This is a genomic window from Streptococcus cristatus (assembly GCF_003944225.1).
Lineage (GTDB): Bacteria > Bacillota > Bacilli > Lactobacillales > Streptococcaceae > Streptococcus > Streptococcus cristatus_K.
Map to the genome: position 1 here is coordinate 52822 of NZ_RJPN01000009.1, position 14308 is coordinate 67129.

The window sequence follows — 14308 nt, forward strand, 5'->3', positions numbered from 1 at the left end:
AGATTCTCTCCTAGGGAATCTGCTTTTTTTGTTTTCGCTAAAAATAAGAGCCTTTCTCTCCCTGTCGACAGCTGAAAGAAAAGTATTTTATAAGGCTAAGGGATTGCAATTTTGAGTAAAATTCAGTAAAATTTTTATTAGCTTATTATATGAAGAAAAGGGAATTTTATGAAAAAAAGAGTCACTGGTGACATATACCAGCGCTATTCTTTTAGAAAGCTGTCTGTAGGTCTAGTTTCCGCTACTATCGGAAGCTTCTTTTTGTGTACGACAATGGGAGGAGTTGTCAGCTCTGTTGAGGCAGCGGAAGTGTCTGCCAATCATTCTACCCTTGTTCAGTATCACTATGTAGTGGAGAGCGATCTGACTGAGGCTGAAAAAGCTGCTATTGTAAAGGAACTACCCAAATTTGCGGAAGAAAATTCGGACGCTTATTATTTGGTTTACCGTCCGACAAGTCAGGAAAGCTTGTTAGGAAAGCTCCCTAAGACAGGCGAGTCAGGTCTTTTGGGAGCGGCTTTTGCGACTACAGGACTGGCTTTGGTTGTTTTAGTGCTGGCGCGAGGGAAACATGGCAAGAGATACCTGTCTTCTATTTTGCTGGTGACAGGCTTAGGTTCTGTGCTTCTGCCAGCTTCTGTTTTGGCAGTCAGCAGTACGGATTTGGCTGCCTATAATCAAAGTCTGACTTTGGCCGTTGGCGATCAGTTGCCAGAACCATTGAAAATTGCTGGCTACCAGTATATTGGTTACCTTAAAAAAGAAGCGCAGCATCAACTGGATCAAACGGGAAATTCTCAGCTTCCAGCTCTTCAAAAGGAAGCCTCAGCTAGTCAGCTTGATCAGGATTTGAAAGAGTTAGCAAGTCGCCCTAAGAATACTGAAGCTCCGAAAGAGCCCCTGCTAGCTGAAGGAGCCTATCTTTCCGAGAAGGAGAGGGAGGAGATTGCTGCTAAAGAAGGACAGTTTGCTCGTCAAACGCCAGTTCATGAGCGACCAGAACTGCAATTTATAAGTCAAGCAGCGACCCAGATCCAAGAAATCCCCTATAAAACGGAGTATCAGTATTCAGATGACTTAGCCGAAGGACAATCTCGAGTGATCCGCGCGGGAATTCCAGGGATTCGCAAGATCGTAACACGTCACTATAGTGTTGAAGGAAAAGTCGTAGAGAGCAAGCAGGTTTCCGATCAAGTAACCACTGAGCCTGTTTCAGAAGTTGTTTTAGTCGGGACTGCAGCAAATAAGGCTGTTCCTAAAGAAGCTCCAATCCATGAAGTACATGAGCTCACTAGTTATGGCACGGTTCCCGCTAGTGCTCCCGTGCATGATAAGCCTGAGCTATCTAGTTATGGCACGGTCCCCGATACTGCTCCCGTGCGCGATAAGCCTGAGTTAGCTGATTATGGCACCGTTCCAGATACAGCCCCTGTGCACGAGAAGTCTCAGTTCATTGATTATGGCACCGTTCCAGATAGTGCCCCCGTGCACGAGAAACCAGAATTAACTGATTATGGTACAGTTCCCGCTAGTGCCCCCGTGCACGAGAAGCCTGAGTTAGCTGATTATGGCACCGTTCCTGCTAATGCCCCTGTATACGAAGTTCCCGAGTTAAATGAGTATGGTATAGTTTCCGCTAGTGCCCCTGTACACGAAGTTCCCGAGCTCACGAGTTATGGTACAGCCCCCACTACAGCTCCCGTGCACAAGAAGCCTGAGTTAACTGATTATGGTACTGTTCCTGCTAATGCTCCTGTGCACGAAGTTCCCGAGTTAACTGACTATGGTACAGTACCTGCTAGCGCTCCCGTGCACGAAGTTCCAGAGTTGCCTGGATATGGCACAGTTCCCGCTAGCGCTCCCGTGCACGAGGTCCCCGAGTTAACTGTTTATGGCACGGTTCCCGCTTCTGCTCCTGTATATGATAAGCCAGAGTTGTCTGTTTATGGCACAGTTCCCGCTAGCGCTCCTGTATATGATAAGCCTGAGTTAACTGATTATGGTACAGTTCCCGCTAGTGCTCCTGTGCATGAAGTCCCTGAGTTAACTGATTATGGTACAGTTCCCGCTAGTGCCCCCGTGCATGAGGTTCCTGAGTTAGCTGATTATGGCACGGTTCCAGATACCGCCCCCGTGCACGAGAAGCCTGAGTTAGCTGATTATGGCATCGTTCCAAATAGTGCTCCCGTGCACGAAGTTCCCGATCTTACTAGTTATGGCACAGTTCCCGATACTGCTCCCGTGCATGAAGTCCCTGAGTTAACTGGCTATGGCACAGTTCCCGCTAGTGCTCCCGTGCACGAGGTTCCTGAGTTAACTGGCTATGGCACCGTTCCAAATAGTGCCCCCGTGCACGAGAAGCCTGAGTTAGCTGATTATGGAACCGTTCCAAATAGTGCTCCCGTGCACGAGGTCCCCGAGCTTACTAGTTATGGCACAGTCCCTGATACCGCTCCAGTCCATGAAATTCCTGAGTTAGAGTTGGTTGCAAAGGATGAAACTCGCGTAGAGAAGATTGCTTTTAACATTGAGGAACAGTATACTGATGAGTTGCCTCAGGACGCCCGCCACATCGTCATTCCAGGTGTTCAGGGCGAACGGACTATCAAGACTCGTATCTATAGTTCCAACGGCCAAGAGATTGCCCGTCAAGAACTGTCCAATGAGGAAACGCTAGCCCCAGTTACGCAAGTTGTCAAAGTCGGCACAGCCAAGCCACATATGGTACCGAGCATTGCGCCGCAAAAGCCCGCTTTACCAGAATATCCGCTGACTTATAAGGATGAAACGCGAGTAGAGAAAATCGCCTTCACTACGCGAGAGGAAGAAACGGATGAGCTTGTACAAGGTGCCCGCCACATCGTCATTCCAGGTGTTCATGGCGAACGGACCATCAAGACTCGTATCTATAGTTCCAACGGTCAAGAGATTGCCCGTCAAGAACTGTCCAATGAGGAAACGCTAGCCCCAGTTACGCAAGTTGTCAAAGTCGGCACAGCCAAGCCACATATGGTACCGAGCATTGCGCCGCAAAAGCCCGCTTTACCAGAATATCCGCTGACTTATAAGGATGAAACGCGAGTAGAGAAAATCGCCTTCACTACGCGAGAGGAAGAAACGGATGAACTTGTCCAAGGTGCTCGTCAAATCGTCATTCCAGGTGTTCATGGCGAACGTACCATCAAGACTAGAGTTTATACCTCCAACGGTCAAGAGATTGCCCGTCAAGAGCTGTCCAATGAGGAAACGCTAGTCCCAGTTACGCAAGTTGTCAAAATTGGCACAGCCAAGCCACATATGGTACCGAGCATTGCGCCGCAAAAGCCCGCTTTACCAGAATATCCGCTGACTTATAAGGATGAAACGCGAGTAGAGAAAATCGCCTTCACTACGCGAGAGGAAGAAACGGATGAACTTGTCCAAGGTGCTCGTCAAATCGTCATTCCAGGTGTTCATGGCGAACGTACCATCAAGACTAGAGTTTATATATCCAACGGACAAGAGATTGCCCGCCAAGAATTGTCCAACGAGGAAACTTTAGCTCCAGTCACACAAGTTGTCAAAGTTGGCACCGCCAAGTCCTATATGTTACCAAGCACCGCTCCGCAAGAATCTGCCCTTCCAGAATATCCGCTGACTTATAAGGATGAAACGCGAGTAGAGAAAATCGCCTTCACTACGCGAGAGGAAGAAACGGATGAACTTGTCCAAGGTGCTCGTCAAATCGTCATTCCAGGTGTTCATGGCGAACGGACCATCAAGACTCGTATCTATACCTCCAACGGTCAAGAGATTGCCCGCCAAGAATTGTTCAACGAGGAAACTTTAGCTCCAGTCACACAAGTTGTCAAAATTGGTACTGCCAAGCCACATACGGTACCGAGCACCGCACCGCAAGAGTCTGCTTTACCAGAATATCCGCTGACTTATAAGGATGAAACGCGAGTAGAGAAAATCGATTTCACCACGCGAGAGGAAGAAACGGATGAACTTGTCCAAGGCGCTCGTCACATCGTCACTCCAGGTGTTCAGGGCGAACGGACCATCAAGACTCGTATCTATAGTTCCAACGCTCAGGAAATTGACCGTCAAGAGTTGTCCAATGAGGAAACGCGGGCAGCAGTTGCTCAGCTTGTCAAAGTTGGCACAATAAAACCGCACATGGTACCAAGCGATGCCCCGCAAGTGGAAGCCTTGAAAGAGTTCGATTTGATTTCGCTTCACAATCTGCTAACAGAAGCGGAGCAAATCAAGGCTCAGGCTCGTTATTTCAACGATAGTCAAAGTCGCCAAGCAGCCTATGATACCGCTTTGACTGCAGGCCATGCACTTCTCAATCAGTCACAAGCCAGCCAAGCGGAAGTCAATCAGCTGGTGGAGCAAATTAATCAAGCTAAAGCTCAGTTACAGGGGCTTGAAGTGGACAAAACGCGTTTGCGGAATGAACATGATTTGGGGAGAACTGTGCAGACGACTGTTCAATACAAGAATGCGGATGCAGATAAGAAAGCAGCCTATACAAACGAATTGGCCAAGACAGAGGGAATTCTGAATAATCAAACCGCCACACAAGTGCAGGTCAATCAAGCTTTTGCCAGCCTGACAGCAAGCAAGGCCGCTCTAAATGGTGTGCCTAAGGTTAAGCCGACAGTTTCGATCTTAAGTCTGACAGAAAATCCAGAGGACAAGTCGGTCACGGTTCAATACAGCTTGGAAGACAAGACAAAATCCTTGCGCTCAGCGACAGCTGAATTGTACAAGGGAGACCAGCTTGTTCGCTCGCTTCCGATTGACAATGTGACAGGAAGTCTGAAGATTGACGACTTAGACTACTACACAGGCTATACCCTGAAAACCAAGCTGACTTATGAGCTTGATGCTGGCAGCCTGACTGACCTTGAAAAAGATAGCCGCAACTTTGAGTTGCAATACAAGAAGATTTCCTTCCGTGATATTGATTCGGCAGAGTTTTACAGAAAAGAAAAGGACCAGTTCAAGCGTGTCGTTTCCATGAGCGCTATACCTACGGACCTGTCTACCTACTTTGTCAAAGTCAAATCAAGTGAATCTAAGGACATGCTCCTGCCGGTTCACAGCATGGCAGAAGGCCAGAAGGATGGCAAGGCTGTCTACAAGGTAAGGGTCTCTCTGCCTGAACTGGTACAAGAGGGCGAAACAGGCTACAAGTCTGGCTATGACTTCTATATCAGCAGGGCAGTGCCTAGTCAGCAAAATGTCTACACAAGCTTTGCTGGTTTGGTAGACGCCATGAAGAAAAATATGGCCGGTAACTTTGTTCTAGGAGCCGATTTGGATGCCAGTGAGGTCAGTCTGGCACCTGCGGATTATGTCTATCTCCGAGGTAACTTCACAGGCAGTCTGACAGGTAACAACAATGGCAAGCAGTATGCGATTTATAATCTAGCCAAACCTTTGTTTGAAAACCTCAAGAGCGGTTCCTCTATTTCTAATCTGGACCTGAAAGAGGTCAATATTGTCGGGACCTATGACTCTGCTGCCTTGGCTCGTAGTGCAGATAATGCGCAAATCACGGATGTTTCTGTCCAAGGTAGAGTGTCGGTAGTGGGCAATGCGTCCCAGGTGGCTGGTTTGGTCGTTGTTGCAAGCAATAGCCAAATCACCAACAGCTCCTTTACTGGAACTATCCAGACCAATGACAAGCAGTACAAGGCTTATAATGTCGGCGGTTTGATTGCTAACCTCAAGGGAGGAAATTCCTTGCTGAGTCAGAGCAGGGCGGATGTGACCATTCTGGCGGGAGCTCGAACAAACGAACAGCGCTTCGGCGGTCTGGTCGGTCGCTTGGAAGACAATGCCCGCATCAGCCGTTCTTATGTGACTGGAAAGATCCAAAATTCTACGAAGAACGGTCAAATCGGGGGAGTGGTTGGTTCCAATTATTTCAATGGCTTGATTGACAATGTTATCAGCAATGTCAGCGGTACAAATGTTTACAGCATTTCTGGCGACCAAGATTACAAGAATGATCGCATAAAAGAAGCCTATGCCATTGAAGGAAACGAAACTTTAGGAAATGATCAGTTTGTCACGTCTACTCTGACTTTGGACGAGGCTGAAGAGAAGCTGGCTAGCCTAGACATTACAACCACGCTAGAGGACAGCAATCTCAATCTCCATACTGTTGACTACAGCAAGGAAAAGAATGCTCGAGAAGACCGTCTGATAGCCTATGCCAATATGGAAAAACTCCTGCCATTCTATAATAAGGAAACCATCGTTGCCTACGGCAATAAACTTCCAGATCATCACAAGCTTACTAGAGAGTATTTGCTGGATGTGGTTCCGATGAAGGGTGACCAGATGATCACTGATATAAATAGCAACAAGACTGTGATTAACCGCCTGATGCTGCACTTTGAGGATAAGACGGTTGACTATCTAAATCTGACCTATAAGGGAGACTTCAAACATCAAGCTATCGCAGAGTATGCTGTGAATGGTTTAGACCTCCTTTATACTCCAGAAGCCTTCCTATCAGACTATAGCAGAATTCTCAATCAAGTGCTGCCAGAGTTGAACAAGGTTGTCCTTGACTCACCAGCCATGCGAACTGTTTTAGGCGTGAATGCGGATGCTTCTCTGGATGAGCTCTATCTGGATACAGCCTTTGAGCAAGTCAAGACCAAGTTGGCAGAAGAGTTACGCAAGGTTCTGGCTATGGACAAGTCCATCAATACTGAAGGCGATGTTGTAGCGGACTATGTGGCTCAGAAGATTACAGCCAATAAGGAAGCCTTCCTGCTGGGTCTGACCTATCTCAACCGTTGGTATAATATCAACTATGACAAGACCAATGTCAAGGATTTGTCGGCCTATAAGTTTGACTTCTTTGGGAATCATAATGCTTCAACGCTAGACACCATCATTGCACTCGGTCAGTCTGGTTTTGAAAATCTCAAGGCCAAGAACAACCATCTGGCCTATGATACCTCGCTCTCTGAAGCTACTGGCAAGCGCGGCCTCTTTAACTATCTGGAAAGCTATCGCCAGCTCTTCCTGCCAGACAAGACCAATAACGAATGGCTCAAGACCAATACAAAAGCCTACATCGTTGAGGCTGAGTCGGATGTGGCAGAAGCCAGACAGCTTCAGGATGCAGCCGAGGGCAAGAGCAAGTATTCTGTCGGCGTTTACGACAAGATTACTGCGGATAATTGGGAACACAAGGGTATGCTCCTGCCACTCTTGACCATGACTGAGAAGGGTGTCTATGTCATCTCCAATATGTCCACCGTCTCCATGGGAGCTTATGATCGCTACCGCCTTGATGCCAATAACAGGGTGCGAACAGATGCAGAATTGGTTGAGTATGTCGAAGACCGAGTTAGAAAGTCAGCTGAATGGCAGCGTGACCACTATGATTTCTGGTATAAGATCCTAAGCCCTGAAAGCAAGGACAAGCTCTTCCGTTCTGTTCTGGTTTACGATGGATTCTCATTGGTTGACAAGGATGGTAAAAGATATTGGGCTCCAGCTAATGACAAGAAATCACTAGCTATGCAGGAATTCTTTGGACCAGCCGGCAAGTGGTATCCAAGCAAGGGATACAATGCCTATGCTACGGGAAGTGTCACCCACTTTGATGCTGCTCGCTTGTTAGAAGACTATGGGAACTCCGTCTACACCCATGAGATGACCCATAATTCCGATGGTTCTATCTACTTTGAAGGTTATGGTCGCCGCGAAGGACTGGGTGCTGAGCTCTATGCGCGTGGTCTCTTGCAGTCTACACCAAGTCCAAATGAACCTACTATTACCCTCAATACCCTCTTCAAGACAGACAAGGACTCTAAGACACGGATGCATACCTATAACTTTAAGGAACGTGTCCAAAATGCGGCAGATTTGCAGCACTATGTTCATGGCATGTTTGACATGATTTACACGTTGGATTACCTAGAGGGGACATCGATGGTCAAGCAGAGCGATGCAGCCAAGCTCCAGTGGTTCAGAAAGATGGAAAATTACTATATCACTGATAAATATGGCAAGCAGACCCATGCTGGTAACCAGACGCGCACTTTCACTGCTGAGGAAATCAAGCAGCTAACCAGCTTTGAATCTCTGATTGACAATGATGTCATCACCCGTCGGGAGAATAAGGATAGCGGACAGTATCCACGCAATGGCTATCTCAGTCTCAGCCTCTTCTCGCCAATCTACTCAGCCTTGAGCAATCCAAATGGGGCGCCGGGTGACGTCATGTTCCGTCGCACAGCCTATGAATTGCTGGCAGCCAAGGGCTACCATGAAGGATTCGTCCCTTATGTTTCAGGGAAATTCTCCGAAGAGGCTGCTGCAGAAGGCAAGACGACCTGGGATGGCTGGCTCAGGAGAGACGTTGGTCTGGTAACAGATCAGAAGGTCTTGGAAAATGTATTCAAGGGAGAATATGCTTCATGGGTGGCCTTCAAGAAGGCCATGTACCAAGAGCGGATTGACCAGCTAACCAAGCTCAAACCAATCACCATTGAGTACGAACTCAGAAATCCAAACAGTACCAAGCAAGTAACCATTCGCTCGTATGCAGAGATGCAGAAGCTGATGGATGAAGCAGTCGCAGAGGATGTGCGCAACATTACCAATGCGACAAATCGTGTTGAAGCTAGCTGGGTCAACCTGCTCAAGAAGAAGATTTACAACGCCTATCTTCGTGAGACAGACGACTTCAGACAGTCAATCTTTAACAAATAAGCCTTAGGTTGCTTGTCGAAAATAGCAAAAAGCTCATGAACCAGCTGAAAAACTGGTTTCATGAGCTTTTTATTTGTTGAAATTCTAGATGGCTGCTTCAATCAATTGTTTAAGATTGTCTAGAAGGCTATCCAAGGCTAGGACGGCTTCCTGCTGATGGTCTGGCTGGTAGAGATGTTGGAAGTAGTCTTGGATATTGGCTTCAAAATCCTGAGGCAGGCGGGAGCAATTTTCTTTGGCATACTGGAGCATGCGCTTTTCGCCTGGATGGAGCTGCTCATTGAGGGCAAAGAGTGCATCAAAGTAAGAGGCGAAAAACTCGCTGCTGCGGTGATTGATGCTGAGCAGGTCTTGGCGTTTGAGAGCTTTTTTGATCTGTCTTGAAAAAGCTGGCATAGCCTGGTCGAGGAGCAGGAGCTGCTTGCTGATGATATTCTTTTTCAGCTCAGCTGGATAGGGCAGACTGTACTTGCTCTGGAGGGCAGCATAGCGGCCGTCTCGATCGTAGAGAATCTTGCTGTGGATCAGATTGTACCACATACAGGTAGTGTAAGAATTTTGGGCTTGGTGCTCTAAAACGACTGTCTGTAAGTCTTGGTCAAAGTCGTTCAGCGAGCGGTAAATCAGTTCAATCTCGATACCATTATTGAGGACGCAGTCATCCTCCAATTCCCAAAATTGATTGCCGATTTCCATATAGGAGCAGTACTTGCTGAGGATTTCTTGGCGGATGACTGGCGCGAGAGGAGCACTCAGGTAGACATAGACATCATAGTCTGAGTCTTGGTCAAAATGTTGGCCGGCCCGTGAGCCTCCTAGAGCCAGAGCTTCCACTTGCTCCAGTTGAGCCAATTCTTTAAAGAGATTTTGTGGCATAATTTGTCCTTCTTAATTTTTTGACATCATTCTAGCAAAAAGTGAAAAGGTTTGCAAGGGGGGTAAATAGGATCTTTTCTTTCTTTTAAAAAACGTGATGAAGTGGAAGTGTCTAGAGTATTATTTTGATCAGAAAAGTCTTGGTCTTTCTAGGCGGTTTGTGATATGATTTGATTTATACTTTTCAGTAAGGTAGATAGGATTTTTCCTAAAAACTCCATAATTCCTGCTAAAACAATTATAGAGCATATGATATCGGATACGAAAAAATAGGAGGTCAGGATGTCCCAGCCTCCTATTCTCCCTTCATCTGTTCAAAGACATAGAGAAAAAATTCTTTCGAAATTTCAAAATGTCCATAACGTAGTTGAGAAGCATATTGACGCCATTCGGGATGTGGCCGTACTTTCTCAATGGGGCAGTCTTTGACAGGTTGGTAGTAGCTGACGTCACGTCGAAAAGGGAAGAAATCTTCAAACATTTCTACTTGATAGGCTGTGTCATCTAGAATTTTGCCAACTGCTGTAAAGGCCTGCAGCTTTTCCTGACCATTCAGTTGATACTTGGGGCTGTAGTACAAAAGGTAATCTCCTTTTTTCATTCTGTTCAGTGGTGCTTTCTTTCCATGGCAGACTTGGCAAAAGCCTCCCTCTACACCTCTTAGGACGTGTTCTTTTGATACGACACCCACCCAAAATCTAGTCATTTTCTGCCTCCAGTTCCATTAAGAGTTGGTTTAATGTTTCTGTATTATTTTCTAATTTTCCAAAGAACGCCTGATCAATGCCTTCTACCAGAGGAAGGGCTTGGTTGACCTTTTGCAGCCCCGTATCCGTTAGAAGTATGATGTTGGCACGGCTGTCCTTGGGATGGACTTCCCGCATGATCAATTCTTTCTTGACCAAGAGGCGGATGATTTGGGATACGGTCATAACATCCATGTCAGAAAATCGGGCAATATCGGTCTGACTCACCCATTCTTGCTGACGCAGAAGCGCTGCAAGAGTGGTCAGAACGACAAACTGGGGATGGGTCAAATCAATCGTTCTCAGTTTGTTTTTTATCAGCCCATGCCACTTGTGGTAGGCACGGATAAAGAGCAGACCGGTTGATTTTTTGTATTCATCCTTGTAGATGGAGTTAAATTGCGATTTTTCCATTAGCTTTTCCTCTGGATATTTATAAGTACACTTATTATATTCTAACATCTTATTTTTGTCAATAAAAACCCAGTTTAGACTAAAAAGTCTGAACTGGATCCTGTTTATAGTTTTTCTACATAAATCTGTTGGGCAATCATAGGGCTAACTTGGATTGCTTGGCCGTCTACTTCTAGTTGATAGAGCTGGCTGTAGTCGTCATACTGGAGGAAACGGATTTCTTGGTTTATGTTTAGATTGTGCTTTTCCAGATAAGCCAAAAGCTCAAAGTCGTCGTGGACACGGCGGATGAGGTAGTTACCAGGCTCTTGAGCGGAGGCCAGAGTTTGATGGTATTTTTCTTTCAGCAGCTGGTGTTTGGCTGGGATTGTGCCACCATGAGGGCAGGTCTCTGGGAAATCTAGCATTTTTTCCAAGCCTGCGACAAAGCGCTCAGAAACGGTATGTTCCAGAATCTCGGCTTCCTGATGGATTTCGTCCGTGGTGTAGCCTAGCTTTTGGACCAAGAAGACCTCAATCAATCGATGCTTGCGGTAGAGGTCAGAGACCAGCTGCAGGCCTAGGTCGGTCAGCAGATAGCCGGCCTTTTTGTCCTTGATTAGGAGTTCTTCAGCTAGCATTTTCTTCATCATCTCCGTCACGGCCGGCGGAGAAACCTGCATGTGCTGGGCGATTTCTTTATTGGTGATTTTTCCCTGGCGCGTGCCAATCTCGTAAATACATTTTAAATAGTCTTCTTTATTTGGCGTCATCTTTTGTCCTCGTTGTTTTCCTAAGACTAGTATAGCAAAAAATGCTGAAAGAATACAATTTGAGGCCGAAAGTTCCTTTGTACGTTGACTTTTACATGAAATTTTGGCATATTTAGAGATAAATAGGAGAGGTCTCAAGGATGCATGAGTCTGCTAGCGAAGCCCAGAACGGTGCTGAAGAAATTTCATATGATGGATGTGGATGGTGATGAAAGTAGAAATCAAGCAATACTGCCTAGAATTACAAGCGCTCGGCTGGTCCCAAGCTGCTCTTGATAAAGTTTTTCTAGTAGAAATGGCGTCATTGCCGCATGAATCAGCTTGCGAAGGTCTTTTTGAGGAGGCCCTTATATTTGGCAGTCCGCTCTTTCAGAAGCTATGGTCTTTTGAATGTCGAGCAGTCCAGCCCCAGCAAGCTGAGCAGTTGTTAGAGCTAGCTATGTTCTATATGGACATGCCTGACGAATTGAGTGGGGAAGCAGCAGAAATCACCCACTTGCTCTCACGTATACATCCGGACTTATCGCCACACGCTCCCTTTTGGCGCCAGTTTTCTCAAACGGTTCGGCAGGCTTTTTTTCCAGCAGACTTTATTGCAGACAGTGGCAATCAAAGGTTAAAAGGTCAGTTGCACCAGTTTCGCTACGTCATTTCCAGTCAGCAGGCCCAGTGGATTAGAGAGCATTTTCGTAAGCCGGGGATGACAGATGGCCAGGCTCTCCTAGCCTATTTTCAGGCGCATCCTGATCTGGATTGCCAGCTCTGGGAATCTTCACGGCTGCACAATAAAGCCTTTGTCAATAAGGGCAAGGTGACCTACCCAGACCTTCAGCCCTATCAGGCCAATATCAAGATTCTCCATCGTTTTCATACCGAGTTTATTCTGGATAGGGGAGGGCAGTTTCTCAATATCCTAGATCCAGAAAAGAGCAGTCAAAATGGGCTAGTCAATGGAGCTAGTTTTAATTACGGGGAGAAACCCTCGCTTTTCAATCACAGTTCCCATTATTATTACGATGTCAAAAGTCCAGTCCAGTGGGATCCCCAGTTTCGCAGGCTGGCGATTCGGAATGGCGGGCAAGCTTTCAAAGCTCCTCAGAATAATCGCGGCTTGGCTGGTTACCATACGGCTAAGGGTTGCTATGCGATTGAGGGGAAAAGCGCTAAAAGTCAAGTTGATGCCCAAGTAAAAAACTTTGAAAAATCATTAGTCGAAAAGTTAAAAGGAAAAAATCATCTCAAATATTTATGGAATAAAGTAAAAAATAAGTATCTGAGATTATAGAAGTGAGGTAGGAAGATGCCGATTAAAATGATCGCTACGGATATGGACGGCACCCTTTTGGATCCGAGAGGCGAGCTGGATTTGCCACGCCTGACAGCAGTTTTAGACCAGCTGGAGGAGCGGAACATCAAGTTTGTCATTGCGACGGGCAATGAAATTCAAAGAATGCGTTTATTGTTGGGCGATTTGACAGAGCGTATGACCCTGATCGTCGCCAACGGCGCTAGAATCTTTGAAAAGAATGAAATGTTGCTGGGCACTTTCTGGCAGTCTGATTTGATTGCGGATACGCTGGCTTATTTTCAGGGTCAAGAACGAGAGGTGCATCTGGTGGTTACTTCTACTAAAGGTGGCTTTGTTCAGGACGGCACTGATTTTCCGATGATTAGCAAGATTATGACAGAGGAAATGGCGGCCCATTTCTACAAACGAATGAATTTCGTACCCAATCTGCAAGATCATCCGTTTGAAGAAGTGCTAAAGATGAGTGTTATGGTAGATGAAGCGCAAGCAGCAGAGATTACGCAGCAGATCAATACAGCATTTGCTGGAAGATTGAGTGCTGTGACCAGTGGCTATGGTGCGATTGACATTATCCAAGAAGGTCTTCACAAGGCTTGGGGACTTCGCCAGCTCATGGATCGGTGGCAAATCAAAAGCAAGGAAATCATGGCTTTTGGCGACAGCGAAAATGACTTGGAAATGCTGGAACTAGCGGATTTCTCCTATGCTATGGAAAATGGGGATGAGAAGATTAAGCGTATTGCCAGTCGCTTGGCACCAGCCAATGCAGAGGCCGGCGTTTTGCAGGTGATTGAGCAATACTTAGAAAAAGGAGTCTAAATGGCAGTTCAACTATTAGAACAGTGGCTTTTAAATGAGCAGGCAAAGATCCAGAAAAATTATCGGGATCTGAATCAGCTCGCGGTAAAAGAGCCAGCGATTATTTTTATCGGTGATTCGATTGTGGAATATTTCCCGCTGCATGAGCTATTGCAAAGTCCTAAAACCTTGGTCAATCGTGGCATTCGTGGCTACAAGACTGATTTGCTTTTAGAGAACTTGGATGCCCATCTTTTTGGGCAGGCTCTAGACAAGGTCTTTCTCCTGATTGGAACCAACGACATTGGCAAGGAGATGCCTCAAACTGAAACACTGGCCAATCTGGAGGCAGTTATTCAGGAGATTTCCCGTGACTATCCTTTAGCTCAGATCCAGTTGCTGTCCGTCCTTCCTGTGAATGAGAAAGAACAGTACAAAGGGACGGTTTATATCCGGACGAATGAGAAAATCCAGGCCCTCAATCGTGCCTACCAAGACCTAGCAAGCATCTATACCAATGTCCATTTTATCGACCTTTATGCTAGCTTCTTGGATGAGAGCGGTCAGCTGCGGGAGGATTTTACTACGGATGGCTTGCACTTGACTATTGCTGGCTATGCGATGCTGTCAAAGGCTCTGCAGGGCTACCTGTAGTTTCTTCGAAAAATATATCATAA

8 protein-coding genes are annotated in these 14308 nt (G+C 46.4%); 4 read left to right on the forward strand and 4 right to left on the reverse strand.

The window, feature by feature from the left end; translation table 11 throughout:
• Positions 1 to 168: 168 nt before the first annotated feature.
• Entirely contained in the window at positions 169 to 8736 is an 8568-nt protein-coding gene (locus D8797_RS08610) for an SIALI-17 repeat-containing surface protein (RefSeq protein WP_125380236.1), read from the forward strand.
• An 84-nt stretch (positions 8737 to 8820) separates the two neighbouring features.
• On the opposite strand, the gene D8797_RS08615 is transcribed toward D8797_RS08610, so the two are convergent.
• The 4 genes from D8797_RS08615 to D8797_RS08630 all read right to left on the reverse strand — a co-directional run bounded on the left by D8797_RS08615 (position 8821) and on the right by D8797_RS08630 (position 11524).
• The gene (locus tag D8797_RS08615; protein ID WP_125380238.1) at positions 8821 to 9612 is read right to left on the reverse strand and encodes a nucleotidyltransferase domain-containing protein; all 792 of its coding nucleotides are present in this window, start codon (positions 9610 to 9612) and stop codon (positions 8821 to 8823) included.
• A gap of 295 nt (positions 9613 to 9907) precedes the next feature.
• Positions 9908 to 10318 carry an EVE domain-containing protein gene (locus D8797_RS08620; RefSeq protein WP_125380240.1) on the reverse strand — a complete coding sequence of 137 codons (411 nt, stop codon included), beginning with the start codon at positions 10316 to 10318 and terminating at the stop codon, positions 9908 to 9910.
• The gene (locus D8797_RS08625) at positions 10311 to 10772 is read right to left on the reverse strand and encodes a MarR family winged helix-turn-helix transcriptional regulator (RefSeq protein WP_125380242.1); all 462 of its coding nucleotides are present in this window, start codon (positions 10770 to 10772) and stop codon (positions 10311 to 10313) included. Before D8797_RS08625 ends, D8797_RS08620 begins: the two co-directional genes overlap by 8 nt.
• A 104-nt stretch (positions 10773 to 10876) precedes the next feature.
• Positions 10877 to 11524, reverse strand: coding sequence for a metal-dependent transcriptional regulator (locus tag D8797_RS08630; RefSeq protein WP_125380244.1), 648 nt, complete (start codon positions 11522 to 11524; stop codon positions 10877 to 10879).
• Positions 11525 to 11726: 202 nt separating this feature from the next.
• Between D8797_RS08630 and D8797_RS08635 the strand changes: the two genes are divergently transcribed.
• Genes D8797_RS08635 through D8797_RS08645 form a run of 3 tightly spaced genes read left to right on the forward strand, consistent with a single transcriptional unit; the run spans position 11727 to position 14285 of the window.
• On the forward strand, positions 11727 to 12809 hold the full coding sequence (locus D8797_RS08635; RefSeq protein WP_260471225.1) for a DUF3114 domain-containing protein: 1083 nt from the start codon (positions 11727 to 11729) through the stop codon (positions 12807 to 12809).
• 15 nt (positions 12810 to 12824) lie between these two features.
• Entirely contained in the window at positions 12825 to 13652 is an 828-nt protein-coding gene (locus tag D8797_RS08640; RefSeq protein WP_125380248.1) for a Cof-type HAD-IIB family hydrolase, read from the forward strand.
• Entirely contained in the window at positions 13653 to 14285 is a 633-nt protein-coding gene (locus tag D8797_RS08645) for an SGNH/GDSL hydrolase family protein (RefSeq protein WP_125380251.1), read from the forward strand. It abuts the gene before it with no gap.
• Positions 14286 to 14308 lie beyond the last annotated feature (23 nt).